The 25667-nt window shown below is 36.8% G+C and carries 19 protein-coding genes; 17 read left to right on the plus strand and 2 right to left on the minus strand.

What is annotated here, in order from left to right; genetic code table 11:
• Window positions 1-22: 22 nt before the first annotated feature.
• On the minus strand, window positions 23-2764 hold the full coding sequence (locus C9J36_RS01800; protein WP_107942050.1) for a DEAD/DEAH box helicase: 2742 nt from the start codon (window positions 2762-2764) through the stop codon (window positions 23-25).
• 11 nt (window positions 2765-2775) lie between these two features.
• Complete coding sequence (locus C9J36_RS01805; protein ID WP_107942051.1) at window positions 2776-4341, minus strand: hypothetical protein; 1566 nt, start codon at window positions 4339-4341, stop codon at window positions 2776-2778.
• A gap of 157 nt (window positions 4342-4498) precedes the next feature.
• Between C9J36_RS01805 and C9J36_RS01810 the strand changes: the two genes are divergently transcribed.
• The 17 genes from C9J36_RS01810 (at window position 4499) to C9J36_RS01890 (ending at window position 25663) form a co-directional block, all read left to right on the plus strand.
• Window positions 4499-4867 (plus strand): PD-(D/E)XK nuclease family transposase, encoded by a 369-nt coding sequence (locus C9J36_RS01810; protein ID WP_268807865.1) that lies wholly within the window; start codon window positions 4499-4501, stop codon window positions 4865-4867.
• 94 nt (window positions 4868-4961) lie between these two features.
• Window positions 4962-5423, plus strand: coding sequence for a transcriptional regulator (locus C9J36_RS01815; RefSeq protein WP_066168331.1), 462 nt, complete (start codon window positions 4962-4964; stop codon window positions 5421-5423).
• 380 nt (window positions 5424-5803) lie between these two features.
• Window positions 5804-6637 (plus strand): flagellin N-terminal helical domain-containing protein, encoded by an 834-nt coding sequence (locus C9J36_RS01820; protein WP_066168333.1) that lies wholly within the window; start codon window positions 5804-5806, stop codon window positions 6635-6637.
• 170 nt (window positions 6638-6807) lie between these two features.
• Window positions 6808-8076: a nucleotide sugar dehydrogenase gene (locus C9J36_RS01825; protein ID WP_066168335.1), complete on the plus strand. Its 1269-nt coding sequence runs from the start codon at window positions 6808-6810 to the stop codon at window positions 8074-8076.
• Between the two features lie 102 nt (window positions 8077-8178).
• Window positions 8179-9186, plus strand: coding sequence for an Rpn family recombination-promoting nuclease/putative transposase (locus C9J36_RS01830; RefSeq protein WP_161956366.1), 1008 nt, complete (start codon window positions 8179-8181; stop codon window positions 9184-9186).
• 46 nt (window positions 9187-9232) lie between these two features.
• On the plus strand, window positions 9233-9952 hold the full coding sequence (locus tag C9J36_RS01835) for a WecB/TagA/CpsF family glycosyltransferase (protein ID WP_107942054.1): 720 nt from the start codon (window positions 9233-9235) through the stop codon (window positions 9950-9952).
• Between the two features lie 762 nt (window positions 9953-10714).
• Entirely contained in the window at window positions 10715-13225 is a 2511-nt protein-coding gene (locus tag C9J36_RS01840) for an S-layer homology domain-containing protein (RefSeq protein ID WP_107942055.1), read from the plus strand.
• A gap of 178 nt (window positions 13226-13403) precedes the next feature.
• Window positions 13404-14660: an ISL3 family transposase gene (locus tag C9J36_RS01845; RefSeq protein WP_430010618.1), complete on the plus strand. Its 1257-nt coding sequence runs from the start codon at window positions 13404-13406 to the stop codon at window positions 14658-14660.
• Window positions 14661-14732: 72 nt separating this feature from the next.
• The gene (locus C9J36_RS01850; RefSeq protein ID WP_107942056.1) at window positions 14733-15233 is read left to right on the plus strand and encodes a tetratricopeptide repeat protein; all 501 of its coding nucleotides are present in this window, start codon (window positions 14733-14735) and stop codon (window positions 15231-15233) included.
• A gap of 6 nt (window positions 15234-15239) precedes the next feature.
• Window positions 15240-16811 carry an O-antigen ligase family protein gene (locus C9J36_RS01855; protein WP_107942057.1) on the plus strand — a complete coding sequence of 524 codons (1572 nt, stop codon included), beginning with the start codon at window positions 15240-15242 and terminating at the stop codon, window positions 16809-16811.
• Window positions 16795-17709 carry a Wzz/FepE/Etk N-terminal domain-containing protein gene (locus tag C9J36_RS01860; protein WP_107942058.1) on the plus strand — a complete coding sequence of 305 codons (915 nt, stop codon included), beginning with the start codon at window positions 16795-16797 and terminating at the stop codon, window positions 17707-17709. The genes C9J36_RS01855 and C9J36_RS01860 overlap by 17 nt, the downstream gene beginning before the upstream one ends.
• A gap of 20 nt (window positions 17710-17729) precedes the next feature.
• Window positions 17730-19565, plus strand: coding sequence for a polysaccharide biosynthesis protein (locus C9J36_RS01865; protein ID WP_107942059.1), 1836 nt, complete (start codon window positions 17730-17732; stop codon window positions 19563-19565).
• Window positions 19566-19939: 374 nt separating this feature from the next.
• Window positions 19940-21151 carry a glycosyltransferase family 4 protein gene (locus tag C9J36_RS01870; RefSeq protein WP_107942060.1) on the plus strand — a complete coding sequence of 404 codons (1212 nt, stop codon included), beginning with the start codon at window positions 19940-19942 and terminating at the stop codon, window positions 21149-21151.
• Between the two features lie 22 nt (window positions 21152-21173).
• Window positions 21174-22196 (plus strand): polysaccharide biosynthesis protein, encoded by a 1023-nt coding sequence (locus C9J36_RS01875; RefSeq protein WP_107942061.1) that lies wholly within the window; start codon window positions 21174-21176, stop codon window positions 22194-22196.
• Entirely contained in the window at window positions 22193-23302 is a 1110-nt protein-coding gene (locus tag C9J36_RS01880; protein WP_107943056.1) for a capsular polysaccharide biosynthesis protein CapF, read from the plus strand. Before C9J36_RS01875 ends, C9J36_RS01880 begins: the two co-directional genes overlap by 4 nt.
• Before the next feature lie 2 nt (window positions 23303-23304).
• Complete coding sequence (wecB, locus tag C9J36_RS01885; RefSeq protein ID WP_107942062.1) at window positions 23305-24435, plus strand: non-hydrolyzing UDP-N-acetylglucosamine 2-epimerase; 1131 nt, start codon at window positions 23305-23307, stop codon at window positions 24433-24435.
• Window positions 24428-25663 carry a glycosyltransferase gene (locus C9J36_RS01890; RefSeq protein WP_107942063.1) on the plus strand — a complete coding sequence of 412 codons (1236 nt, stop codon included), beginning with the start codon at window positions 24428-24430 and terminating at the stop codon, window positions 25661-25663. The genes wecB and C9J36_RS01890 overlap by 8 nt, the downstream gene beginning before the upstream one ends.
• Window positions 25664-25667 lie beyond the last annotated feature (4 nt).

The following is a 25667-nucleotide window of genomic DNA, read 5'->3' on the forward strand; positions in this document are numbered from 1 at the left end:
AATGAGTATAAATTTTGGGGTTTTATCTAACTAAATCAAGTGAAAAAAGTTCGCGTAGCTCATCATCTTGAAGCTCCGTAAGCCATTTGCTTGACTGAATTAGCTCTTCTGATAAAGCTGATTTTAAAGTTAACATTTTATCGATTTTTTCTTCAATTGTGCCAAGTGTGATAAATTTATGAACTTGCACAAATTGAGTTTGACCAATTCGGTAGGCCCGATCTGTCGCCTGATTTTCCACTGCGGGATTCCACCAGCGGTCAGCATGCAAGACATGGCTAGCAGCAGTTAAGTTTAATCCTGTTCCTCCAGCTTTTAACGATAAAATAAAAATTGGAAATTCCCCCGCTTGAAATGCTTCAACTAAGTGATCGCGCTGCTTTTTTGGCATACTGCCTGTTAAAAATGGGACGTCAATATCATACAGCTCGGCAAAGCAATGCTGTAAAATATTGCCCATGCCAATATATTGCGTGAAAATTAAACATTGCTCTCCGTTATGAACGATTTCAGCCGTTAAATCTACAATACGTTTTAGTTTTACAGAACGGCTTAGCATCGTCTTCGCATCATCAAAAGGCTCCTTTAAATAAAGTGCAGGATGATTACATAGCTGCTTTAATTTATTTAGCGTTTTTAAAATGCGCCCTCTTTTTTCAAAGCCCGTTAGCTGCTCAAGCTGTGCTGCAGTATCTTCAATATAGCTTTCATAAAGGGCAGCTTGCTCCGCTGTTAATGGGCAAAATTCCTGAGTTTCCTGCTTATCAGGTAAATTCAACATTAATTTTGAATCGCGCTTTATACGGCGAAGTAAAAATGGTTGAATTTTTGCTCGTAGTAGCTCCTTATGTTGCTCAGAGTCATCGCGCTCAATCGGCAAAATAAATTGCTCTTGGAATTTCGTAAAGCTACCAAGATAGCCTTTATGAATAAAATCAAAAATAGCCCAAAGCTCCGACAAACGATTTTCGACAGGTGTGCCTGTCAATGCAATATGATGCTCACCACGCAATTTGCGAATAGCACGGGATTGCATTGTTTGCATATTTTTAATATTTTGTGCCTCATCTAAAATAATGCTCGACCAGCTAAAATGTTGTAAAAACTCTGCATCCTGTGAAATAGTTCCGTATGTCGATAGCACAATTTGAGGCATTGCTCGTTTCATTTCATCACGGAGCAAAGCATCCTTTAAGCGATTAGCTCCGTAATGCGTATAAATTGTTAAAGAGGGTGCGAAGCGCTCCAGTTCCTTTTGCCAATTTCCTAGAACCGAGGTTGGGCAAATAATAATTGCAGGTTCTGTTACATCAAGTGTATTAATCGTATATAAAAGATAGCTAATTGTTTGAATTGTTTTACCAAGCCCCATATCATCGGCTAGACAAGCACCGAATTTTTGCTTTCGCATAAAGACAAGCCACTCAAAGCCTTGTTGCTGATAGGGACGTAAATCTGCTTCCAACTGTGACGGTACAGGAACGCTTGGAAGACCCTGTTTTTCCTGTAATTGCTGTAAATATTGCTGGAGAGATTTTTGCATTTCAAATGCTAATATAGGGTTGTCACGTTCAGCATCCTCTTCATCAAGCTCTTCTACTGGTGCTGTTAAAGTTTCTGGTAACTCTCTAAACAGTAGCTCTTTTACTGTCCACTGTTCATTGGTCGCTTTATCCATTAATTCACGCATTTCTTGCATCCACACTGCATCAATGCGGAACCATTCTGTACCTACACGCATAAATTCACGCTTTTCTTCCACAAGTTTTCGAAACTGCTCCGAAGAAATATGTTCGCCGTTCATTGAAAATTGCCATTTGAATGTTAAAACATCATCGAGACTTGCGACAGAACGTGTAGAAGCTTGACCTGCACTTACTTGGACACGTATTTTTGATTGCTTTAATTCTTTCAACCAAGCTGGCAAAATAACCTCATAGCCAAGTGCCTGTAAAACGGCAATATCATCACGCAAAAAAAGCTTTACTTGTGCGTCTGAAAGGTTGTGATATAAAAAGCCTTCAGATTCTAGGTTTAGTAATGACAGCATTTGCTGTTGAATTGCTGTGATATCTGCTGAAAGAGCTTTCCATTTATCGGGCAAAGCCTCCTCAATTGCTAACCTACGCTTTCGTACAGCAGGTGTCCAATGTCTTTCTGTTGCTGTAATTAAAACAGATTCTAACAGCCACTCAGTACTTATCTCATTGGGCTCGCTCAAACGTAAGGCAAACTTTAAATCAGCGATATTTTGCTCACTTTGCAGTGGCCAGCCGCCATCCGCAAAAAATGGCACAAGCTCCTTCCATTGTTCAAACTGTAGTCCATTGCTCGAAAGCTTTTGCATAGCAGCAGTAGCCAAAACATTTTCTTTATCGTGTTCGAAATATAGCGTTTGTTCATTAAAGTAGGCAGTTCGCCAAAGCGTGCTACTTCTCCATTGCGGAACAAGCTCGTGGAAAGTTCCAAGTAATGCCTCAGATGTAGCATCCGCTCCGACAATGTTAAGTAAAGGATGCTTAAAAGAAGGTGAGAGCACATCTAATAGCTCGGCCGCTGACAATGTAATATCGCGCTCATCTAATGGTACAATAAGTCCGTAAAAATTTGCTTCATATTTATAAAAAAGCTGTGATATCCAGCTTTCAGGAGGTGAGATTAAACCATCTTCGTGTAAAGCCATGATTGCATAATAGCCATTTTGAAGCTGCGTAATTTTTAAACGCAGTAACTTTACAAAAGGTGATGTGAATGTGTCGGTCATATAAAAACTCCTTAAATGAGATTGCTCTTATCCAATTCCTCCTGCAATGCACGCAGGCGCTTGAATTGTTTTTGTACAGTTTGCATGTAATTTGTCCAATACGTCATTTTGCCAGCTTTTTTAGCAACACTTTTCATCGATTTCCAAATACGAATTGCCTGTTTATAATTCAGACGTGATTTTTGGCGTAGCTCCTCTAATGCATAATAATGATAAAGAGGTAATGCAGCAGCAGGTGCCTCATTGACCACCGTTTTTAAGCCCCTTGCCTCTAGATAACTGATGGAAGAAGGGTAAAGCTGCTGCAGGGCTACCCATTCATCATAGCGAGCCTGTCGCAGCAAAAAATCTGCATAAGGCTGTATACCATAACGACCAAACGCTTGATAAAGTACAACTGCCTCCTGCTCGAAAAGTTCTATATTGGCATAAAGTGCATTTACTTCTTTAATAAATGGTGGACGTTGCTGAGGTGCGAGTGTATTATGAATAAAATTTTCCAAATGTAGCAGCATCGCTTTTAATAATATTTGCAAACCTTCCATATAATGTTTCGATGCTAATTTTGCAATAAGCAAATAAAAATGAAGGTCCGACGTATCAATATAGGATAGCTGTTCATTAAGTTTTGCGCTGTCCCTTAGAAGAACGTAAAAAAGTGTATGGCCAGTAGCTATAGGAAAATCACTATTGACGTGTAGTTTTTCTAATAAAAATAGCTCTTTCTCATAGCGATTTTTTTCATTAAAAACATCTGTCCAAATTGTTAAATAAAATTGAAAACGTATTTGTGGCTGACCATCCTTTTCAAAAAGAAGCTCACGCACACTATCCTGTATGGCATCAAAGAATGGGTCTGTTGCAAAGAGACGTGATTTCGTACTTAACTCAGATGTTATTGCTTGTATAGTTTCAAGTCTAATGTTCATCGCAGCCTCAAAATAATAGTTGTGAACTGATGAGTTTGTCTGATTCAAGTGAGCCCATAGCTTATTTAAAACAGCTAGCTCCATAAACAATTTGAAGAGAGGCTGCCATTCACGTTCAAGTGGTGTATAGCGCTGTAGCTTTGAATGTACAGTCGTTAGCAATGCCGAAATAGAGTAGCTTTCAATTGCTTTAGAGCCATACAGCAAATGTTGCATTACTTCATCCACCATACGTTGCCAGCTTTCAGGGCTACGCTCAGTAGCTAAAGATTTCAAATGAACGTTTTTTTGCGCTCGCCAATTGCTTGTCCATTCTTGCACAGAGCCTAAATATTGATAAAGCCCAAGAATCACACCAAGTTTATGGCGACAGCAATTTTGCTGGGGGCATGTACATACTATGAGCTGTTGACTGAAGTCAACAGTCACTTCAGCAGGTCGCACATCTTGTACAACTGTAAACAGTACATCCTTTTGCGCAACAAAACGCTCAAATAGCACAGATTTATTTCGCACGGAAAAGACGGCACGTCGTACTAGCTCTTCATCTTCGATTGACGAAGGCTGCAATAAACGTTCCATTTCCTCCAACTGCTGACGAATAAACGCCGAATGACGATGCGCAACATCGGATATTGATAAAGCCATAATCGTTTCTCTCCTAAAAAAGTCGTTCCTTCCATTATACCTTGAAAAACAAGTAAACGTAAGCCGAATGCCTAAATGCGCTAAAATAACAGAAAGGAAATAAATAAACAAATTCCTAGAGGCATGGTTTGCGGAAAAAATTGCCCCACTCGATGATATTCTCGTCAGATGGCTCATGCTGTTAGGAGCAGTAGATGCACGAAAACATCATGTATACAATCAAATCTATAAGGAACTGGAGGAGTTAGCTATGAAAGATAAAAACTTACGACAAGCCTTTAGTGCATGGGAGGAGCTAAGCCAAACGCCCGAATCCCGAATAGCCTACGAATCTCGTCTAAAATACATTTTAGATGAAGAAGCAGGCAAGCAAGATGCTCACGCTGCGGGATATAAGGAAGGAATAGAGCAGGGAATAGAACAAACTGCAATAAACATGCTGAAAAAGGGATTTGCTGACGCAATAATTGTGGAAGTGACAGCACTGCCCCTTGAAAAAATTCGGCAATTACGTAAACAGCGTTAATGGAAAGAATCCTAGAAGAAAAAGATGTTTGAAAACTCGCACTGATGGAGAAAATAAACTGTAATAGAACCGGAAATATTTAAGGAGGGTGAAAGTGATTCGCATCCAGTTTATGAAGCCATTGTATACAAGGATGGCTGGAGCAAAGTTATGTTTAGTTTTTGCTTATCAGCATCTTTCGATTATGAAGGAGGAAGAGTTATTTCATTTTATTCCTTTAGATGGAAAAGAAATGGTTGTTAATCTAAAAACGTATAAAATAGAAAATGTGTCGGATGTTTTTGTATTCCAAAATGGTAGTCGTTTTATACGAATCCCTCTTTACCAATTATTGCTTATATCGAATATTTACGATTATTTACTACCAATTATCGAGGAGAAAGTAGCGAATACAGTGACAGAGGATTTAACGGAATCAGAACATGAAGCTTCTTCTATTATCCGTGAATTAGAGGGGAAAAATGCAGAGCGACTAATTGATTATGCCTTAACTGAGCGCAATGAAACGATGTTTTACAATTTAGTCTGGCATTTAGAGCAGCGCGGCATGCTATAACACGTTCCAAAATCTGAAGAGGTGTTTTTGTTGTAAATTAAGTGTCATCCATTTGACAATACTTGTTAATACATCAAAATCACTAGGACAATAGCAATGATGTTTGACAAAATGTTGATTCAGCTAACTAGAGAAGGCTTTTTTAAAAAAATGTGATGAACATTGGCTACCCCTTTAATAAAAGTGGAGTGATAAAAACCGCCGCACCAAAATAAATTGGATTTTTCGAACATCCCCGTCAATAGAATCGGGAGAAGCGCCAATAGAACCACAAAAACCACGTAGATGTTCGAGGTCAGTTTCTCACTCAAGTGACATTCAATTATAAACTCTTCTCAATTCGAGCCGATATAAACAAAAACAATGAAGGAGGGCGACGGATGTTAGGTCAATGGAATTCGCTTGGCTACTCCATATTGAATAATATGAATCGTCATTATGCGTCGGCGAATAAAGCGTTATTACGTATTTCGTCAGGTTATCGGATTAATAGTGCGGCAGATGATGCTGCAGGGCTAGCGATTTCAGAGAAAATGCGTGCCCAAATTCGCGGTTTAAATATGGCGGGTAAAAATATTCAAGATGGAATTTCCCTTGTGCAAACGGCAGAGGGAGCATTGAATGAGACACATGCGATGATTCAGCGAATGCGTGAGTTGGCTGTACAGGCGGCGAACGATACGCTAACGGATAAGGATCGCGAGTTAATTAATCAGGAGTATCAGCAGTTGAAGGAGGAAATTACTCGTTCAGCTCAGCAAACGGAGTTCAATACGAGGAAGTTATTGAATGGTGATTATGAGAATAATCCGTTAAAAATTCAAGCAGGTGCGAATTCAGGACAGACAATTGATTTATATATTGGAGGTATGGACTCTACGAAGCTCGGTCTTGATGATTCTGATATTTTAACACAGGAAAATGCAGATAAAGCAATCGGAGAGCTTGACGATGCGCTACATAAAGTATCAATGGAGCGTTCGCGTATGGGAGCTTATCAAAACCGAATGGAGCATGCCTATAATAATGTTATGAACACAGCAGAAAATTTAACAGCTGCTGAATCACGCATTCGTGATGCGGATATTGCGAAGGAAATGATGAATTATGTACGTGCCAATATTTTATTGCAGGCAAGTCAATACGTACTGCGTTTGCATATGCAGCAGGCTCAATCTGTATTAATGCTGTTGGATACGGGACGTAGAAAATAAGGAGCGACTGTAGGGATTCCCTACAGTCGTTTTATATATGATAAAATTATTTCACAACAAGCATCAAAAAGTTGTATACTGTAAAGCAGTAGGTTTTCGAACCATTTTGCCAGAAAATGCGTCTGTAAGTATATACATTCGCTCTTTGAAGATGAAAGGAAGTAACGAGCATGACAAAATCAATTTGTGTTATTGGTTTAGGATATATTGGCCTGCCAACAGCCGTAATGTTTGCAAACTATGGCGTAAAAGTACATGGGGTAGACTTAAATCCCGCCGCAGTAAAAAGTATTCAGGAAAAACGGCTACATATTGAAGAGGAAGGTCTACAGGAGCGCTTAAATAAAGCAGTAGATGAAGGGCTGTTAACTGCGTCGACGTCGCCACAGGAGGCGGATGTCTTTATCGTTGCGGTACCATCACCAATTAATCCTGATAATACGGCTAATTTAGAATATGTGCGTCAAGCGACAGCTTCGATTGTACCGTATATTAAAGAAGGAAACTTAGTTATTTTAGAATCTACAGTACCTCCAAAAACTGTGGAGCATATTATGCTGCCGGAATTGGTAAAATCAGGCTTGGAAATCGGTACACAAATTTATGTTGCACACTCACCAGAGCGGGTAATTCCAGGGCGTATTTTTGAGGAGCTTGTGAAAAATGACCGTATTGTAGGTGGAATTAATGAAAAATCGGCTCAACTAACGAAGGAGCTATATGAAACTTTCGTTGAAGGCACAATCCATTTAACAGATGCAACGACAGCTGAGCTTGTAAAAGTAATGGAAAACACATATCGCGATGTCAATATTGCATTTGCTAATGAGCTAGCAAAAATGGCTGAAAAGTTAGATGTGAATATTTGGGAAGCAATTAAATTTGCCAATTATCATCCGCGTGTTAATGTCCATTTTCCGGGGCCTGGTGTCGGCGGTCACTGTATCGCAGTGGACCCATGGTTTTTAGTTGAAATCGGTGGCGGACAAGCAGAAATCATTCATTTATCACGCAATACGAATGATGGTATGCCAAGCTATACAGCACAAAAAACGCAGGCGATTTTAAATCAAAACAACATTGCAGGTGCGACTGTTGGTGTGCTGGGTCTAGCGTTTAAAGGAAATGTAGACGATATGCGTGAAAGTCCGTCGACAGCCGTTATTAATGAATTACAAAACTTAGGCTTAAAGGTCGTGTCATTTGACCCACATATAAAAGAAAACAAGCACGCAACACAAACGCAAAGCTTTGAGGAAGTAGTAGGGGTTGCGGATATTTTACTATGTTTAACTGATCATAATGAATTTAAAGTATTAAATCCAGAAACATTGGCATCGCACAATAAAATTGTATTCGATACGAAAAACTGCTTAAATCGTGCAAAATGGGAGCAAGCGGGCTATCAATTCCACTTACTTGGGGATGCTAAAAACTAAAAAGTATACAAAAGTGTTATGTAATGCTAGTGCAAGCCTAGTTTCATAACACTTTTTTCTATTGCGTATGATATAATAATGAGAAAATATAGGGGGCGAAAAATGAATAAGCGGGCACTTCTAAAACTTCCGTTGACAAAAATGATGGATTTGAAAATCGATTATGCGTTCAAACAGTTATTTGGAAATGAAAAGAACAAAAAAATTACTGTTGTCTTTTTAAATGCAATTTTGAAACGTACGGGACGGGATGTCATCACCGATATTTCCTTTCAGAATATAGAAATTGGTGGGGAATATGAAGAAGACAAGCAATCCAGGCTTGACCTACTAGTAAAAACAAAAGCAAATGAATGGATTAACGTGGAAATTCAATTTACAAATCAATATGATATGGTGAAGCGTTCCATTTATTATTGGTCAAAAGTATATAGTCAATCGATGAGCAAAGGGAAAGCATATAAACAGTTGAACCCTGTTATTGCAATTAATATTATGAATTTTGATTTGTTTGATCAAACAGAACAATTCCATACAACCTATCATTTATACGAGGATACAGAAAAAATCTTATTAACGGATGTGATGGAATTTCACTTTATTGAAATTCCTAAGCTATTAAAAGATTGGAAAACACAAAAACTAGATCCATGGAATGATGTACTTGCACGATGGCTTCTTCTATTAGGGATAGTGAACCACCGAAAAGAAAAGGAAATTTACGAAGACATTTATCACGAGCTGGAGGCGATTGCGATGAAGGATGAACAATTGTTTGATGCGTTAACAGGATGGAAAGAACTTAGCTTAACAGAAGAACAATATTTTGCCTACGAAGGTCGCTTAAAACGTATTTTAGATGAAGAAGCTGCTATTGCCGAAGCTAAATTGCGCGAGCTAGAGGCAAGAGAAGAAGGAAGAGAAGAAGGAATAACTAATACGCTCAAGAAAATAGCATTGCAGCTACTGAAAAAGCAATTCGGGCTACTTCCTTCTGAAGTAGAGCAACAAATCCGACAATTAAATAATGAAAAATTGGAACAACTAGTTGAGAAATGCGCGGAGTTTAACAGCCTTGACGAAGTAGAGCAGTATTTACAAGCGAAGTAAACGCCCCACCGTGTAAAGCGTGTAGGGTAGAAAGGACAATTATAAAATGAAAGAAACCGTATTGGGCATAAAGGTCAATACAGAAGGCTACGATGAGCTATTACCCATCGTGTTTGAGCAAATTGAATTAAAGAAAAAGTCTTTAATCGTAGCGATTAACCCAGAGAAAATTATTAAGGCGAAGGAAGACCCTGCCTTAAAGGAGCTACTCAATAATGCAGAATTTCAAATTCCGGACGGGATTGGAGTTATTCTTGCATCAAAAATTCAAAAAGGACAAATTACATCGCGCGTAACAGGTGTTGATATGATGATGCGTCTATGTGAAGAGGCAGCGAAGCGTCGCAAGCCAATCTTCTTGTATGGTGGCAAGCCAGGAGTTGCAGAGAAGGCAGCAGGTAAACTTCGAGAAATCTATCCAAACATTAATATAGTAGGAACTCAGGACGGCTACGAAAAAGATAACGACAAAGTGTTAGCTAAAATTAATGAAGCGAAGCCTGATTTACTGTTCGTAGCAATGGGTTCACCAAAGCAGGAAAATTGGATTAATGCCAATCGTAATCAGTTACACCCAACGATATATCAAGGGGTAGGTGGCTCATTTGATGTGCTAGCCGGTAATGTTAAGCGCGCGCCAGAAGCATTCCAAAAAATGGGGATGGAGTGGTTTTATCGCCTGATGAAAGAGCCTCATCGCATAAAACGACAAATTTCGCTACCACTGTTTTTACTAGAAGTAGCAAGGGATAAAAAGAAGAAATAAGCACCATCGAAAAAAATATTGTGTAATCTTTGTAATAATTGATTGTTAAATTGTAATGTTAGTGTTACACTGTATCCATAGTAAGATTTCCTCTTATGATAAAGAGTTTAAAATTTTCCCTGCAAGGAAAAAACGGTTGGTAGCCCAAGAAGAAGGTTTAAGCAGCAAATGCTTAAACCTTCTTCTTTTTGTGTGGAAAAATGAAAATCACCCAATGGCTCACAAAAGAAGCATCAAAATTCGAATATAAGGAGTTTTTTGATTGAAATTACTAAAAAACAAATAAATGCCCAATAAATGAATAAAAAATGAATGCATAAAATGTGAACAATGAAAATATAATGCCATTGTACGCTAAAAACCTAATAAAAATAGAATAAAATATAAAAAGTCAAAATACCTACACTATTCTATTTTGATGTTTAATTGATATAAATACGTAATAAAAAAAATATAAGTCATAAAAATAACAAAAAAACAAACTTTCTAATAGATGATAATAGTTAACTTTATATATTTGTGAATAAAATGTTGTTTTACTAAGTAGTTTTATGTCATAATATAAGAAATTCGAAGTCGCTCTGCAATACAGCTTGTTGCATATTTTAATTGTAACAAATGATGGCAATTCTGTTTTTGTTTTAAAAAAGGATTGACATTGTAATTGTATACTACTAGAATTTATGTGTAGTTAGTTTATCTACACTATTTTTGTAGTGAGAGACTAAGAGATTATTTGAAATATGAGGAGGAAATTTTTCAATGGCTAACCAACCAAAGAAATACAAAAAATTCGTAGCAACAGCTGCGACAGCTACATTAGTAGCATCTGCAATCGTACCAGTTGCGTCTGCAGCAAACTTAAGCGACATTTCAGGTAACACACACGAAGAAGCAATCAACGCATTAGTTGATGCTGGCGTAATCAACGGTTACCCAGATGGCACATTCCAACCTAACAAAGCTTTAACTCGTTCTGACGTAGTTAAATTATTAGGTAAATACTTAGAAACTGAAGGTTATGAGCCAGCTTCAAACTGGAAAACTAGCCCAGCTTTCGCAGATTTAAAAACTACTTCTAACGAAGAATTATTAAAATACGCTTCTGTAGTTAAAGAAGCAGGCGTATTCGTAGGTTCTCACGGTAACTTATTACCATCTGACCTAATCACTCGTGAAAACATGGCATTAACTTTAGTGCGCATGGTAAACACTTTAGAAGGTGTTAGCTTAGAAGAATTCGTAGCTGGTCAAGACTTCGACGGTGACGTTAAAGACTTAAACCAAGCTAAAGCAGAAGCTCGTTCAGCGATTTCTGTATTAGACTTCTTTGATATCACAAACCCAGCAGTATCTAACTTCAACCCAAAAGGTAACACTACTCGTGGTCAATTTGCTACTTTCTTATACAAAACAGCAAACACTGACTTCGGTAAAGCTCCATCAAACGAAGCTTCTGAAGTAGTACCTGAGAAGGTAGAAGTAGTAGAACGTTCTATTCAAGGTAAATTTGGCGAAAACGTTACTGTACAAGTTAAAGTAACTACAAAAGCTGGCGAATCTGCAGCAAACATTCCTGTAACACTTGCTATCAACCCTGCTGGAGTTGACCAATTATTACAAGAGCAAATTAAAGAAGAAGTTTTAACGAATGCTGAAGGTGTAGCAACTTATACTTACACTCGTTATGACAACAAAAACCAATCATTCACTGATACTGTAGTTGCTTATGCAAGTGCTAAAACAGGAGTTCGTTCATCTGGTGCAATTCACTGGGGTCAATCTCTTGAAATTAAAGATGTGACAGAAAAAGTAGAATTAGCTGATGGCGAACAAAAAGTTTACCAAATTTCAGGTGCTAAAAATAGATACCTATTTGTAACTTTCCAAGAAAACTTAAATGTATCTCCTGATAAAGCTCAAGATGCACAAGTATTAGGTTTAGGTGGATACGCTGGTAACGGTGCTTATACAACATCATTTAGCGGTAAAGTTTATGAATATACTACAGGTGGTAGCCAAGTTGCTTTAATTCGTTTAGATGCAAACGGTAAAGCGAACTTAACAATTACTGGTAAAGACGCTACTGTAACACCAGTTGTATATGATGCTGGTTCTTCTACAACTCAACCAGTTGAAGCAGCTTCTTATAGCGCTACTGCATTACAAGCAAAAGGTACAACTTCTAAATTTACTGCTGAAGCGTTATATGATTTAACAATTGCAGCTGAAGGTAAACAAGAAGCAGCTGATTATGCTGGTACGACTGAAACAGGTGGTCGTGACTATGTAGTAACTCTTAAAGACAAAGCTGGTAAAGCTTTATCTAACGCAGAAGTAAAAATTGGCTTCAGTAAAGCTACTGGTACAGCTAACCCAGTTAATGATGTATATGTAATCGAAGGTAAAACTTCAACAAAAGTTACTGGTGATGGTGCATTTGTTACAGTAACTACTGATAAAGATGGTAAGGCTAAATTCACTGTTACTGGTGCAAAAGACGAGTACGTTACTCCGGTTGCATTCATTGGTAACTCTTTAACTGACAATCGTATTAAAAAATCAGGTGAAATCACATACTTCCGTACTGTATACGCAAGTGATTACACAAGCGTGTTAAACATTTCAGATAATGCAGATGCTGATAATAAAGCAACTAGCAAAATCGGTGAAGGCAAAACAGCTAAATTCACTTACCAATTATCTGATCAAAATGGTAAAGCACGTTCATACACTGCTGCAACAGAAGTAACATTCACTGTTCGTGCTGGTTCTCAACCAGTGACAATTGCTGGTGAAGCAACAGAATTAGCTCCATATGAGTACCGTACAGTTAAAGTTACGTTACCAGCAGGTAGCAAAGATGCTTCCCTTCTTGTAACAGCTGCTAAAGCTTCTGAAGTATCTGTAACTGCTACAGCTACTAGCAATGGTTTATCTGGTTTAACATCTATTACTAAATCAGTTGAATTCATCTCTGGTGCTACTACTTCAGCATTTGATGTAACAATTGCTTCTAAAGTTGCTGATACAGCTACAGCAGATATTGCTTCAGTAACATTAACATTTACTGAAACTGTAAACCGTAATGACCTTTATGTTTCAGCTCCGCTTAATGCGACTGTTGGAACTACTTCAAATGATAAGCAGTTAGTTGTGTACTTCAACGCACCGAAAGTATCAGAAAATGGTACATTCACTGTTTACTACAAAGGTAAAGGCTATACTTTCCAATATACTGGCGGTAAACTTGTTTTACAACCTACAGTGTAAATTGTAATTTAAAAACCAAGGGGATAATATTCCCTTGGTTTTTCTTTTATATAAAATGAAGGTTCTATAATATTCGTTGGGGTGTACACACAATTTGGATAAAAAAAGACACGTACTCACTGATTTCTTTTATACTTGAATTGTTGAGAAACAAGTAAGAGAAAGGTGAGACGTGCATATGAATTTTATCATGAATATCCCTGGATTAAAAGGAGTTATTATCGAGAAGGTGGAGGAGCTTGGAGAGCGGACTTGCCTTTATGTGTCTCTTCCTAAAAAACCTCATCGCTGCCCGAACTGCGGGGATACTACACAGAAAATCCATGATTACCGCATGCAGAAAGTCAAGCATTTGAAGTGGTTTGAACGGTTGACTTGCCTGTTTTACAGACGGCGCCGTTATGCGTGTTCTTGCGGAAAAAGGTTCTCTGAACACGCTCCATTTGTGGAAAGGTATCAGCGCTTCACAAAGGAATGGAATCAGGTGGCACAGGTGCGCTCCGTGAAAGCCAAGACGTTTGAAGAAGCCGGTGAGGTTCTCGGCGCCTCTAGTTCCACCATCATCCGCCGCTTTCAGTCAGCCGCAAAAACGCAGATGGCAGAAGGCGTGCGCCTGCCGAAAGCCATTGCGATTGATGAATATAAAGGGGATACAGACGGAGGAAAATTCGAACTGATCATTGCGGATGCAAAAACCCGGGAGCCGCTTGATATCCTACCTAACCGGCGGAAAGAAACGATTCAGGACTATCTGCGCCAATATGGTCAGGACGTGGAGCTGGTGGTGATGGACATGAATCCAAGCTTCAAAGCAGCAGTCAAAAAAGCATTGAGTCGGCCCGTCATCATTGCAGACCGGTTCCACTATTGCCGGTACATCTACTGGGCGTTGGATGAGGTATGGCGAAAAGTGCAGAAGGAATGGCACGCATATGACCGGAAGAAGTGTAAGCGGATGCGTCATGTGCTCTATAAACGGGCATCTAAACTGACCCGAAAAGAACGCTGGTATGTGGACCGTTATTTGGGGATGTCTGAAGAATTACGGCAGGCATACGAACTGAAAGAAGCTTATTGCGAATGGTTTGACTGGGCTAAAACAGCAGAAAATGTAGTAGAAGTAAAAAGGCGGTTAGAAGTATTTTATCAGGAAGTGGAAACGAAGCAGATTCATGCGTTTTTAAAGGCCATTAAAACTTTTAGAAACTGGCAGGTAGAGATCTTGAACAGTTTTAACTTCCCTTATTCCAATGGATTTTTAGAAGGCATTAACAACAGAACAAAAGTGATGAAACGCAACGCATATGGCTTTCGGCGTTTCGATCACTTCAAAGCAAAAATCTTATTAAACTTCGGTATAAAAATATCGAGGTTCATTTGGGGTGACGTGAATTTTACCTCACCCCAACATTTGACGTTGAACCCTATTTGTTAGGTAAGGAAATAAAATGCTAAATAGTGTATAATAGAAATGTTATTTAATTAAGTAGAGTTAAGGAATGATAATATGAAAGAAACGACAAGAAAATACATATTACTTAGTTTGCTAATATTTGTAATGGTGGGCTTCATTGTTGCTACCGTACTTGCAAATAAACAAAACCAAATATTTGAAACAGAGGACTTTTTGTATCAACAGACAATTCAGCTTTATCAAGCAGGAAACTATACTGAAGCACAAAGTTTAATTGCTGATTTAACTATAGAAAATGGTGATTCAGAAATGGTTAACTATTTGGCAGGATTGATTGCCGCAAATTTAGGTGAGTATTCTGCAGCTGCAATCTACATGCAAAAGACACTTGATATTAATCCGCATAATGTAGAAGTACCGATGTTTATGCTGCAATTTGCTGAGGTTTTGTTTTCTGCTGAGCGGTATGCGGATGCAAAAGTTGTTTTAGAACGCTGTAAAGAATGGAATTGGCAGCCACAGGACTATCCAGGTTATCAGGAACAAGTGCAAGGTATGCTGGCACAAATTGAAAATATAGAGCAAGGAAGGTAGTAACATATGACTTCTTTTTATAAAGAACTGCATCAATCAGATAAGATGGGCGATGAGAAAGAGAATGCACAGTCAAGAGCGAGTGTCGATAAGTGGATTTTCAGACTACTATTATTATTGTTAGGGTTAGCACCACTTATTGTGCTAGCGCATGTTGAACAAGTGGTAAGTCCGTTAATTTCTAATCAAGAAACTTTAATCTCAGGTACTAAGGGTGAACTGTTTACTCACTTTAAAGCATTGTTTATTTTAGTAGTCACATTAATTGCAGGAGCACTGTTATTAGCTAAGGTATTTTTTATGGGAGGTACAATACGTAAAACATTCTTAAACTATGCTTTAAGCATCTTCGCCATTATGATTGTTATATCAACAATTGCTTCACCGAGCATATCAATTGCGTTAGGCGGGCTTTATAATCGTTCTGATGGAGCGATTAGTTGGCTATGTTATGTTGCCTTAATGTTTATCGCAATGAATATCGAATATCCTAAATATGTGATGAGATATATTTTATATACAATGATGCCTTTTGTTGTAATTAACTTATTTATTATTACAATGAACTTTTATGGGAAGGATTTATTGCAATATGATTGGATAAAGAGCAGTGTTGCAATTTTATTACCTGAAGGGGCTAATATAGGTGAGGACTCACAGTTACTAGGTACATTAAACCAATGGAACTATATGAGTGGAATGTTTGCGATTATGACGGTAATGTACTTAATGGCAGCTGTTTTGGAAAAGTCAAAACTTAACGCATACACTTATTTAGTATTTTCTTTAATGTCTGTTGCAATATTGCTCATGTCGATTTCTACTTCAGGATTTCTGACAATTATTTTAATTATGCCGATTATTATAATTGCTGCACTAAGAAATGAACAGAAAATAAAACCTTTAGTTATACTTGCTGTTTTTATTTTAGCAGCTGTGCCAGTTTTTCACGTGTTAGCTAGTAAAGAAGCGCATGTTTGGACAGAATCTATAGGGTTTGTTATAAAAAAAAATCCATATGTGGAGAAAAAAGAGGAAGTATCTGTTGAGAAGAATAAGTATAAATTAGGGCAAATGTCTAAAGTATACGCAGCGGAAGAGTTCGAATTACCAGAGCTGCCAGTTAGAAAAGCCGGTGCAGCGTCAGGGCGTATTTATATCTGGGATAAGTCTATTGAATTAGTGAAAGAGCGTGCTTTATTAGGTTATGGAATGGATACTTTAATGTATAATTTTCCCCATACGCACATCGAAACACGTGCAAATTTTTGGTATGACAATGTTATAACAGACAAACCGCATAGTCTTTATATTGGATGGGTATATGGCACAGGTGTGCTAGGCTTTTTAAGCGTGATGGTCGTGTTATTATTTTCGCTAATTAGATCATTAAAATCAGTTTGGAAAAATAATCAATCAATTATATGGATTATTGGTGTTGCTTGGGGAGCATATTTAATACAAGGAATTTTTAATGACAGCCTACCGGGTATATCAGCACCACTATGGATTTTAGTAGGAATTATGATGAAATTTACACTTACTACCAAGGAGATTACTAATGGAAGAAACAATTGAATTACGAGAAATAATTGACATATTATTAAAGGGTAAGTGGTTAATTGCAATTTGTACAATTATTGCGATGCTTCTATCGGGAATTGTTAGCTGGTTTGTATTAGAGGAGCAGTATGAATCGGAGGCTGTATTGCAAATTTCAAGTGATATACAGGATACAGGAATTATGGCAAGCTATGTCGCAACAGAGTTTACGCCAAATATTTATGTGCAACGTTTGGGGAATGTGGAACAAAATAGAAAGTATTTTAAAGAAAAAGGTTACAATGATTATACTAGTGCAAATTTATCCACTTCAGTTGATCTAGCTACAGGAATAGTGAATTTAACATATAGTGGCACATCCCCTAAAAATGCGCAAGAGTTATTAACATTGCTAATGGATAAAACAAAAAATGAAATGAATAGCAAGGTTAAAACGAACTTACACCTATTAGAGCAAACGTATTTCAAAGAATCCGAAATCTTGTCGACTGAAATTGAACAGTTAATGTCTCAATATAATTCAATTATTGTTTCAAATAAATTACCCGAAATTTTGATTTTACAAACAATTGCTACATCTCAATTTGTATTGAATTTAACAACAGAACAATCAAATGCTTTGTCTAATGTTACCGGAGCTATTCAAAATGAATTATTACAATTAAAAGTACAAATTGATACAAAATCAAATGAATATCGTGAGGTATTAGCAAAATATCAATCTGTCAAAACCGGGCTAGATAGCTTCAAAGCAGATCCATTTATTCGTGTTATTATTGACCCGACTTTAGCTGAATTCCCAACATCTCCAAATAAAGTATTAAACTTAGCAATTGGATTAGTCCTAGGATTAATGATTGGTATTAGTTTAGTCTTTTTCCGTTCATATTGGAAAACATCCGCTACAAAATAAAAAGAAAGAGGTAACAAAAAATGAGTTATAAATTAAGATATATCATATTTTTTATAATGGACTCATGTATTGTTCTCTCTGCAATTTTTGTGAGTTATTGGCTACTACACCCGACGTTAAATGTCTATTCAGATAAAGTAATTGTATTGAGCGCGATTACTTTATTAGTAAGCCATCATATCGCCGCGTATTTTTATAAGCTTTATACGAGGGTATGGAGTGTTGCATCTGTTCGTGAATTATTAACAATTGCATATGCAGTAACGATTTCTATAGTGGCAGCGAGTATTTTACAGCAAGTCATTAATAATGATATTTATTTTCGAGTGATGACAGTAACTTGGATGCTGCATATTATTATGATTGGGGGGTCAAGATTTCTACTGAGGTTATTGAACGATAAAGAATCCTTCAAAAATCCTAATAACATAAAGCGTGTATTAATTGTTGGAGCCGGGCAAGGTGGTACGATGCTTGCAAAAAACCTTCAAAATACAAGTGAGAAGGATATTCATGCAGTCGGCTTTGTCGATGATGATGTCAATAAAAAGCATTTGAATATAATGGGATTACCAGTATGGGGAACAGTAGCCGATATTGCAAAGATAGTAGAAAAAAAGCAAATTGATGAAATTATTATTGCTATCCCTTCGCTTTCAAAAGTGGGGATAAAAGCAATTTATGAGAAATGCGCAACAGCAAATGTGAAAATTAAAATTATGCCGAAAATTGAAGATGTTATGACTGGTAAAGTTTCTGTTAATGAAATGCAAGATATCGATATAAACGACTTATTAGGCCGTGAAGAAGTGAAATTAGACATGGTTGCTATTTCTGAAAAGTTAACTGATAAGGTAATTTTAGTGACAGGTGCCGGCGGTTCGATTGGGTCGGAAATTTGTCGGCAGGTCATGAAGTTTCAACCGAAAAAGCTGCTATTGCTTGGTCATGGTGAGAATTCTATTTACAATATTAGTATGGAGCTTCAAGAAAAAATTGATATCGATTCAGTGATTATCCCTATTATTGCGGATATTCAAGATCGAGAACGTATTTTTGAGATAGTGAAACAGTATAGACCACATGTTATTTACCATGCGGCAGCACACAAGCATGTACCACTAATGGAATACAATCCCTGTGAAGCCGTTAAAAATAATATTTTTGGCACGAAAAATATAGCTGAAGCTGCTCATGAATTTGGTGTAAAGCGCTTTGTTATGATTTCTACCGATAAGGCTGTCAATCCACCAAATGTAATGGGTGCAACAAAACGAATTGCAGAAATGGTTGTTCAAAATTTAGCTGCATGTAGTAGGACGAACTTTGCGGCAGTTAGGTTTGGAAATGTGCTTGGTTCACGTGGTTCAGTAGTTCCACGTTTTAAAGCCCAAATTGCAGCAGGTGGTCCAGTTACGGTAACACATCCGGACATGACTCGCTACTTCATGACTATCCCAGAAGCAAGTCGGCTAGTTTTGCAGGCAGGTGTATTGGCAAAAGGTGGAGAAGTTTTTGTACTAGATATGGGAGAGCCAGTGAAGATTGTAGATTTAGCGAAGAATGTAATTCGGCTTTCTGGGTATACGGAAGAGGAGATTCAGATTGAATTTACAGGTATTCGCCCTGGTGAGAAGATGTACGAGGAGTTACTCAACTCCGAGGAGCTTCAAGAGGAGAATGTGTATCCGAAGATTCACGTGGGCAAGGCGAATTATATGGAAAATTTACAACTGATGGCGCTATTATCGGAGCTAGGGAAACAGGGACAAATGGAGCAGAAGGAACTACTGATTCGTGTGGCGAATGGGGATTGGAGTCAGTTTGTGGCAGATCAAGAGATTGCGATGAATTGATGGCGAACGAATTAATAAGTATTAGATAGATTGTTGTACTTATTCTAGGAAATTTGTAGGAAAGACATCCTAAAAGATTCTAGGTGTCTTTCTTATAAAAATCTAAGTTAATTTGTGTATATATTTTTTGAAAGGATGATTTTTTCAATTGAGTTTGCTAGTTAGATTGCAAAATTGATAATGAAATTCATTTTTAGGAATACCGTATTTTGGTGGATTAGTAGTTAATTAGAATGATGAAAACGATGGATTTTAATAAAGTACTAAACTACTAAAAGCGAAGTTTGGAAAATTGAAGGCTGTTTAGACAATAAATTTGACAAAAGTGATAGACCTGAGATCAATTATAGTTAATATAGTAGGGAGTTTAAGTAATGAATATCTTATTTTTAACACTTTTAGATTTTGATTCAATTGAAGAGAAATCTATTTACACGGATGTTATGCGTGAATTTATAAAAAATCAGCATAATGTATATATTGTTTCTCCAACAGAAAAACGACAGCAACGGTCGACGAAAATAATCAAAAACAACCGTTGTACCATTCTTAAATTACAAATCGGGAATATGCAAAGAACCAATATTATCGAAAAGGGTATTTCGATGTTAACTTTAGAATCTAAGTTTAAAAAAGGGATTAAGGACCATTTTTCCAATGTGAAATTTGATTTAGTGATTTATTCAACTCCCCCTATTACTTTGCAAAAGGCTGTGAATTATGTAAAGATACGTGATCAAGCAAAAACATATTTATTGCTAAAGGATATATTTCCGCAAAATGCTTTGGATCTGGGGATGTTAAAGACTTCGGGCGGAAAGGGGCTATTATACAAATATTTTCGAGCTAAAGAGGAAAAGTTATATGCGGTATCTGATTACATAGGCTGCATGTCACCAGCAAATGTCAACTTTGTTCTTAAGCATAATCCAACAATTCCTTCTGAAAAAGTAGAAGTATGTCCAAATAGTATAGAGCCATTGCCTATAGATCAAAATAAAAAAGCGAAGGAAAAGATCAAGAAGAAATACAATATTCCATTAAATAAGACTGTATTTATTTACGGTGGTAATCTTGGAAAGCCACAAGGGATTGACTTTTTAATCGAGTGTTTAAAGGCGAATAAGGATAATGACGATGTTTATTTTGTCATTGCTGGTTCAGGCACAGAGTTTGCAAAGCTTGAAACTTCATTCAATGGTGAAAAGATAACAAACGCACAGCTATTCTCTCAACTTCCGAAAGAGGACTACGAACTTTTAGTGAATTCATGTGATGTGGGGTTAATATTCTTGGATAATCGATTTACAATACCTAATTTCCCGTCAAGACTACTTTCCTATATGCAAGCTTCTATGCCTGTTTTGGCAGCAACAGATATAAGTACGGATGTCGGTCAAATTATCCAACAAGGTGAATTTGGTTTATGGTGTGAGAGTGGAGGTGTTGAACAGTTTAATGATAAAGTGCAACAATTATGCGATTACGAGTTAAGAAAAAAGATGGGCAATAATGCTAGAGTCTATTTAGAAAATCATTATTCTGCAAAGCATTCCTATGATATTATTATGAGCCATTTTGAATAATAGTGAAGAAAGAGGTACTTCAATGTTTAAAGATAAAATATTATTAATTACAGGTGGAACAGGTTCTTTTGGTAATGCGGTCATGCACCGATTTTTACATACAGATATTAATGAAATTCGCATTTTTTCTCGTGATGAGAAAAAACAGGATGATATGCGGAAGAAATATAAAAATGACAAATTAAAGTTTTATATTGGTGATGTGCGTGATGTAGCGAGTGTTAAAAATGCAATGCATGATGTCGACTATGTATTCCATGCTGCAGCGCTAAAGCAAGTACCTTCTTGTGAGTTTTTCCCAATGGAAGCAGTGAAAACGAATGTTATTGGTACAGAAAATGTGGTTAACGCATCAATTGAAGCTAGTGTGAAGAAGGTTATTTGTCTTTCAACTGATAAAGCAGCCTATCCAATCAATGCAATGGGTATTTCTAAGGCGATGATGGAGAAGGTGTTTGTGGCAAAATCTCGTACTGTGAACCCAGAGAAAACATTAATATGTGGTACAAGGTATGGTAATGTGATGGCTTCTCGTGGCTCAGTGATTCCTTTATTTATCGAACAAATTAAAAAGGGTGAGCCGTTAACGGTAACAGACCCTGAAATGACACGTTATTTAATGAGTTTAGAGGAAGCGGTAGAACTTGTTGTTTTTGCTTTTGAACATGCGAATGCCGGCGACATTATGGTACAAAAATCACCAGCTTCTACGATTGCTGATTTAGCACAAGCTTTAGTGGAATTATTTGAAGTGGACAACGAAATACGTATTATCGGGACACGTCATGGTGAGAAGTTATATGAAACGCTTTTAACGCGTGAGGAATATGTTGTGGCAGAGGATATGACGGGTTATTACCGTGTACCAGCTGATACACGTGATTTAAATTATGGTAAATTTTTCGAAGAAGGCGATAAGAAGCTTTCAGCAGCTGAAGAGTATAATTCGCATAATACATATCGTTTAACAGTGGAAGAGATAAAGGATAAGCTACTAGCGTTAAACTATGTTCGAGAAGAATTGGAGGCATGGAAGATAAAATGACGATTGTAGTAACTGGAGCGAGCGGCTTTATAGGTAAAAACCTTATAGCTGAACTTGGAAACTATGGAAATCATCGCGTAGTACAAGTTACGCGCCATACAACTGAGAAAGAATTGGCTAATTATCTAAAAGAAGCTACGTTTGTTTTTCATTTAGCTGGTATTAACCGTCCGCAACATGAAGAGGAATTTATGCAAGGTAACCATGATTTTACTAAGCAAATAGTTACGTATTTAAAGCAGTTAGGGAATGCTTGTCCAATTCTTGTTGCTTCCTCGACACAAGCTGAACGAGATAATGTTTATGGCCAAAGTAAAAAGGCGGGTGAGGAAGTAGTTTTCCAATATGCTGAAGAAACTGGGGCACAGGTTTTTGTCTATCGTTTACCGAATGTCTTTGGAAAGTGGTGTAGGCCAAACTACAATAGTGCCATTGCTACGTTTTGTCATAATATAAGTCGTGATTTAGAGATTACAGTAAATGATGCAACAGTTAAATTGACATTGGTGTATATTGATGATGTTGTGCGAGAGTTTATAAATGCACTCGAAGGAAAAGCTAACAAGGTAGGAATTTATTATGAAGTGGCTACTGTGCATAAACAAATACTCGGTGATATAGTGGAGCTGATTACTTCCTTTAAAAAGAGCCGAGAAGAACGTTCTGTTCCAACAATGTCAGATGCTTTTACAAAGGCTTTATATAGCACGTATTTAAGCTATTTACCAGAAAATCAATTTAGTTATCCTTTAAAAATGAATGTAGATTTACGTGGGTCATTTACTGAATTTATTAAGACGCCAGATAGAGGGCAAGTATCGGTTAACATTTCAAAGCCTGGTATAACAAAGGGCAACCATTGGCATCATACAAAAAACGAGAAGTTTTTAGTTGTTAGTGGGCATGGTGTTATCCGATTCCGTAAAATTGGGACAAAGGAAGTTATTGAGTACTTCGTCAGTGGCGAGAAGCTAGAAGTGGTAGATATCCCAGTCGGTTATACACATAATATCGAAAATTTAGGTGACACAGATATGGTTACAATTATGTGGGTAAATGAAATATTTGACCCAGAAAAACCAGATACATTTTTTGTGGAGGTATAAATATGAGAAAATTAAAAGTAATGACAGTGGTAGGGACAAGACCAGAAATTATTCGTCTGTCAGCTGTTATTCACAAACTAGAGGAATCCGAAGCTATTGACCATGTATTAGTGCATACAGGACAAAATTACGATTATGAGCTAAATGAAGTATTTTTCAATGATTTTAATCTAAAAAAACCAGATTATTTTTTAAATGCAGCGATTGGTACAGCAATTGAAACAGTAGGGAATATTTTGATTAAAATAGATCCAATTCTTGAGGAAGTACAACCAGATGCTTTTTTAGTATTGGGGGATACAAACAGCTGTTTATGTGCCATTGCAGCGAAACGACGTCAAATTCCAATTTTCCATATGGAAGCAGGAAATCGCTGCTTTGATCAACGTGTACCAGAAGAAACGAATCGTAAAATTGTGGATCATATAGCAGATATTAACCTGACGTATAGTGATATTGCACGTGAATATTTATTACGTGAAGGTTTATCAGCAGATCGTATTATTAAAACAGGTAGCCCGATGTTTGAGGTATTAAATTCTCGTAAAGCTGATATTGAACAATCTAATGTGTTAGAGCGTCTACAATTAGAGCAAGGCAAGTACTTTCTCGTATCTGCTCATCGTGAGGAAAACATTAGCTCTGAGCGCAATTTCCTAAACCTTATTGAATCATTAAATGCAATTGCAGAAAAATACGGTTATCCAGTCATCATAAGTACACATCCACGTACTCGTAAAATGATTGAAGAAAAGGGCATCATTTTCAATCCGTTAGTTCAGACATTAAAACCATTAGGATTTAATGATTATAATAAGTTACAAATCAAGGCGAAGGCAGTTTTGAGTGATAGTGGCACAATCAGTGAAGAATCATCAATTTTAGGTTTCCGTGCATTGAATATTCGAGAAGCACATGAAAGACCAGAGGCGATGGAAGAAGCATCTGTGATTATGGTAGGACTAGGTGTAGAGCGTATTATGCAGGGGTTAGCAGTTTTAGAAATACAACAACATAATACACTACGCTTAGTAAACGATTACTCAATGCCAAATGTCGGGGAAAAGGTTTTGCGAATTATTTTAGGGTATACCGATTATGTGAAGAGAGTAGTGTGGCTAAAGAATGAATAAAAGTAAAAACTTTCTATTTATTGGATACGCTATCCCTGATTGTGTGATGCAGGAAATAGAGTTGGACGATAAATTTCCAGCCATCCAGACTCATAAATTTATTTGGAACTTTATTAAAGCCATTGAGTATCAGGGAGGTATAAATAATACATATATATCAACGAGACCTGTTTCAGAATATCCATTTTACCCTTTGAGAATAATTAGGCATCATGAATCGAATGTAAAAATATTGAACAAAATAATAAATATTATTGAAATACCATTTATAAATCTAGGGTTACTAAAAATTATTACGAGGTTTTCTTCAGTAATTTTTTACGGTTTTTTGAAGTTCCATACGAGGAAGAGTAAAGACGGGGTAATTGTATATTCTGTCCATGTACCTTTCATGCTAGCAGGTTATATCTTTTCTAAAATATATAATATTGAATTAATTTGTTTATGGACTGACCCACCTGCTGTACCTAATAAATTTGACAGTCGATTAAAATCCTTTTTTAGGAAATTGGAATTTAAATTAGCAAAGTTTTTAATGAGGAAAGCTGATAAAGTTATAGTATTGACAAAGTACCTTGCAATAGATTTTGCACCTAATAAGCCATATTTAGTTATTGAGGGTATTATAGATAATGTAGATATTAATCAAGAAATGAAAAGAAACAAAAATTCAGATAAAATAAGAGTAGTATATACAGGTTCTATAGCTAAAAGGTATGGGATTAAAAATATTGTAGATGGCTTTAGACTGTTAAAGAATAAGAATGTTATTTTAGAGATATATGGTTCTGGGGATTTCTCGGAGGAATTGGTGGAGATTTGTAAATCTGAAGATAATATTTTATATAAAGGGTTTTTAAATAGAAGGGAAATTTTGGATATTCAACGCGGGGCAGATTTTTTAATTAATGCAAGATCGTCTAACGAAGAATATGTAAAATATTCCTTTCCTTCAAAAACTTTAGAATACATGTGTTCTGGAACACCTCTAATTACTACTATGTTACCTGGAATACCTCTTGAATACGAAGAATATATATTGAAACTCGATAATAATGAACCAGAAGTAATTATGTTGAAGCTAGAAGAATTAACTTTTATGGATAGTAAAGAGAGGATTGAATTGGGAGAGAGGGCCAAAAAATTTGCTGAAAGTAAAAATTATAAGTATCAAGGAAGAAAGATTTCAGAGTTTTTATTAAGTGACTTTAAGAGATTGAAAAAGTGAATTA

Source organism: Metasolibacillus fluoroglycofenilyticus (assembly GCF_003049645.1).
GTDB lineage: Bacteria > Bacillota > Bacilli > Bacillales_A > Planococcaceae > Metasolibacillus > Metasolibacillus fluoroglycofenilyticus.

Excerpts from the sequence above, each read along its gene's own strand:
- C9J36_RS01800 (WP_107942050.1), bottom strand. The coding sequence starts at position 2,764 with ATGACCGACACATTCACATCACCTTTTGTAAAGTTACTGCGTTTAAAA.
- C9J36_RS01805 (WP_107942051.1), bottom strand. The coding sequence starts at position 4,341 with ATGGCTTTATCAATATCCGATGTTGCGCATCGTCATTCGGCGTTTATT.
- C9J36_RS01820 (WP_066168333.1), top strand. The coding sequence starts at position 5,804 with ATGTTAGGTCAATGGAATTCGCTTGGCTACTCCATATTGAATAATATG.
- C9J36_RS01825 (WP_066168335.1), top strand. The coding sequence starts at position 6,808 with ATGACAAAATCAATTTGTGTTATTGGTTTAGGATATATTGGCCTGCCA.
- C9J36_RS01830 (WP_161956366.1), top strand. The coding sequence starts at position 8,179 with ATGAATAAGCGGGCACTTCTAAAACTTCCGTTGACAAAAATGATGGAT.
- C9J36_RS01835 (WP_107942054.1), top strand. The coding sequence starts at position 9,233 with ATGAAAGAAACCGTATTGGGCATAAAGGTCAATACAGAAGGCTACGAT.
- C9J36_RS01840 (WP_107942055.1), top strand. The coding sequence starts at position 10,715 with ATGGCTAACCAACCAAAGAAATACAAAAAATTCGTAGCAACAGCTGCG.
- C9J36_RS01845 (WP_430010618.1), top strand. The coding sequence starts at position 13,404 with ATGAATTTTATCATGAATATCCCTGGATTAAAAGGAGTTATTATCGAG.
- C9J36_RS01850 (WP_107942056.1), top strand. The coding sequence starts at position 14,733 with ATGAAAGAAACGACAAGAAAATACATATTACTTAGTTTGCTAATATTT.
- C9J36_RS01855 (WP_107942057.1), top strand. The coding sequence starts at position 15,240 with ATGACTTCTTTTTATAAAGAACTGCATCAATCAGATAAGATGGGCGAT.
- C9J36_RS01860 (WP_107942058.1), top strand. The coding sequence starts at position 16,795 with ATGGAAGAAACAATTGAATTACGAGAAATAATTGACATATTATTAAAG.
- C9J36_RS01865 (WP_107942059.1), top strand. The coding sequence starts at position 17,730 with ATGAGTTATAAATTAAGATATATCATATTTTTTATAATGGACTCATGT.
- C9J36_RS01870 (WP_107942060.1), top strand. The coding sequence starts at position 19,940 with ATGAATATCTTATTTTTAACACTTTTAGATTTTGATTCAATTGAAGAG.
- C9J36_RS01875 (WP_107942061.1), top strand. The coding sequence starts at position 21,174 with ATGTTTAAAGATAAAATATTATTAATTACAGGTGGAACAGGTTCTTTT.
- C9J36_RS01880 (WP_107943056.1), top strand. The coding sequence starts at position 22,193 with ATGACGATTGTAGTAACTGGAGCGAGCGGCTTTATAGGTAAAAACCTT.
- wecB (WP_107942062.1), top strand. The coding sequence starts at position 23,305 with ATGAGAAAATTAAAAGTAATGACAGTGGTAGGGACAAGACCAGAAATT.
- C9J36_RS01890 (WP_107942063.1), top strand. The coding sequence starts at position 24,428 with ATGAATAAAAGTAAAAACTTTCTATTTATTGGATACGCTATCCCTGAT.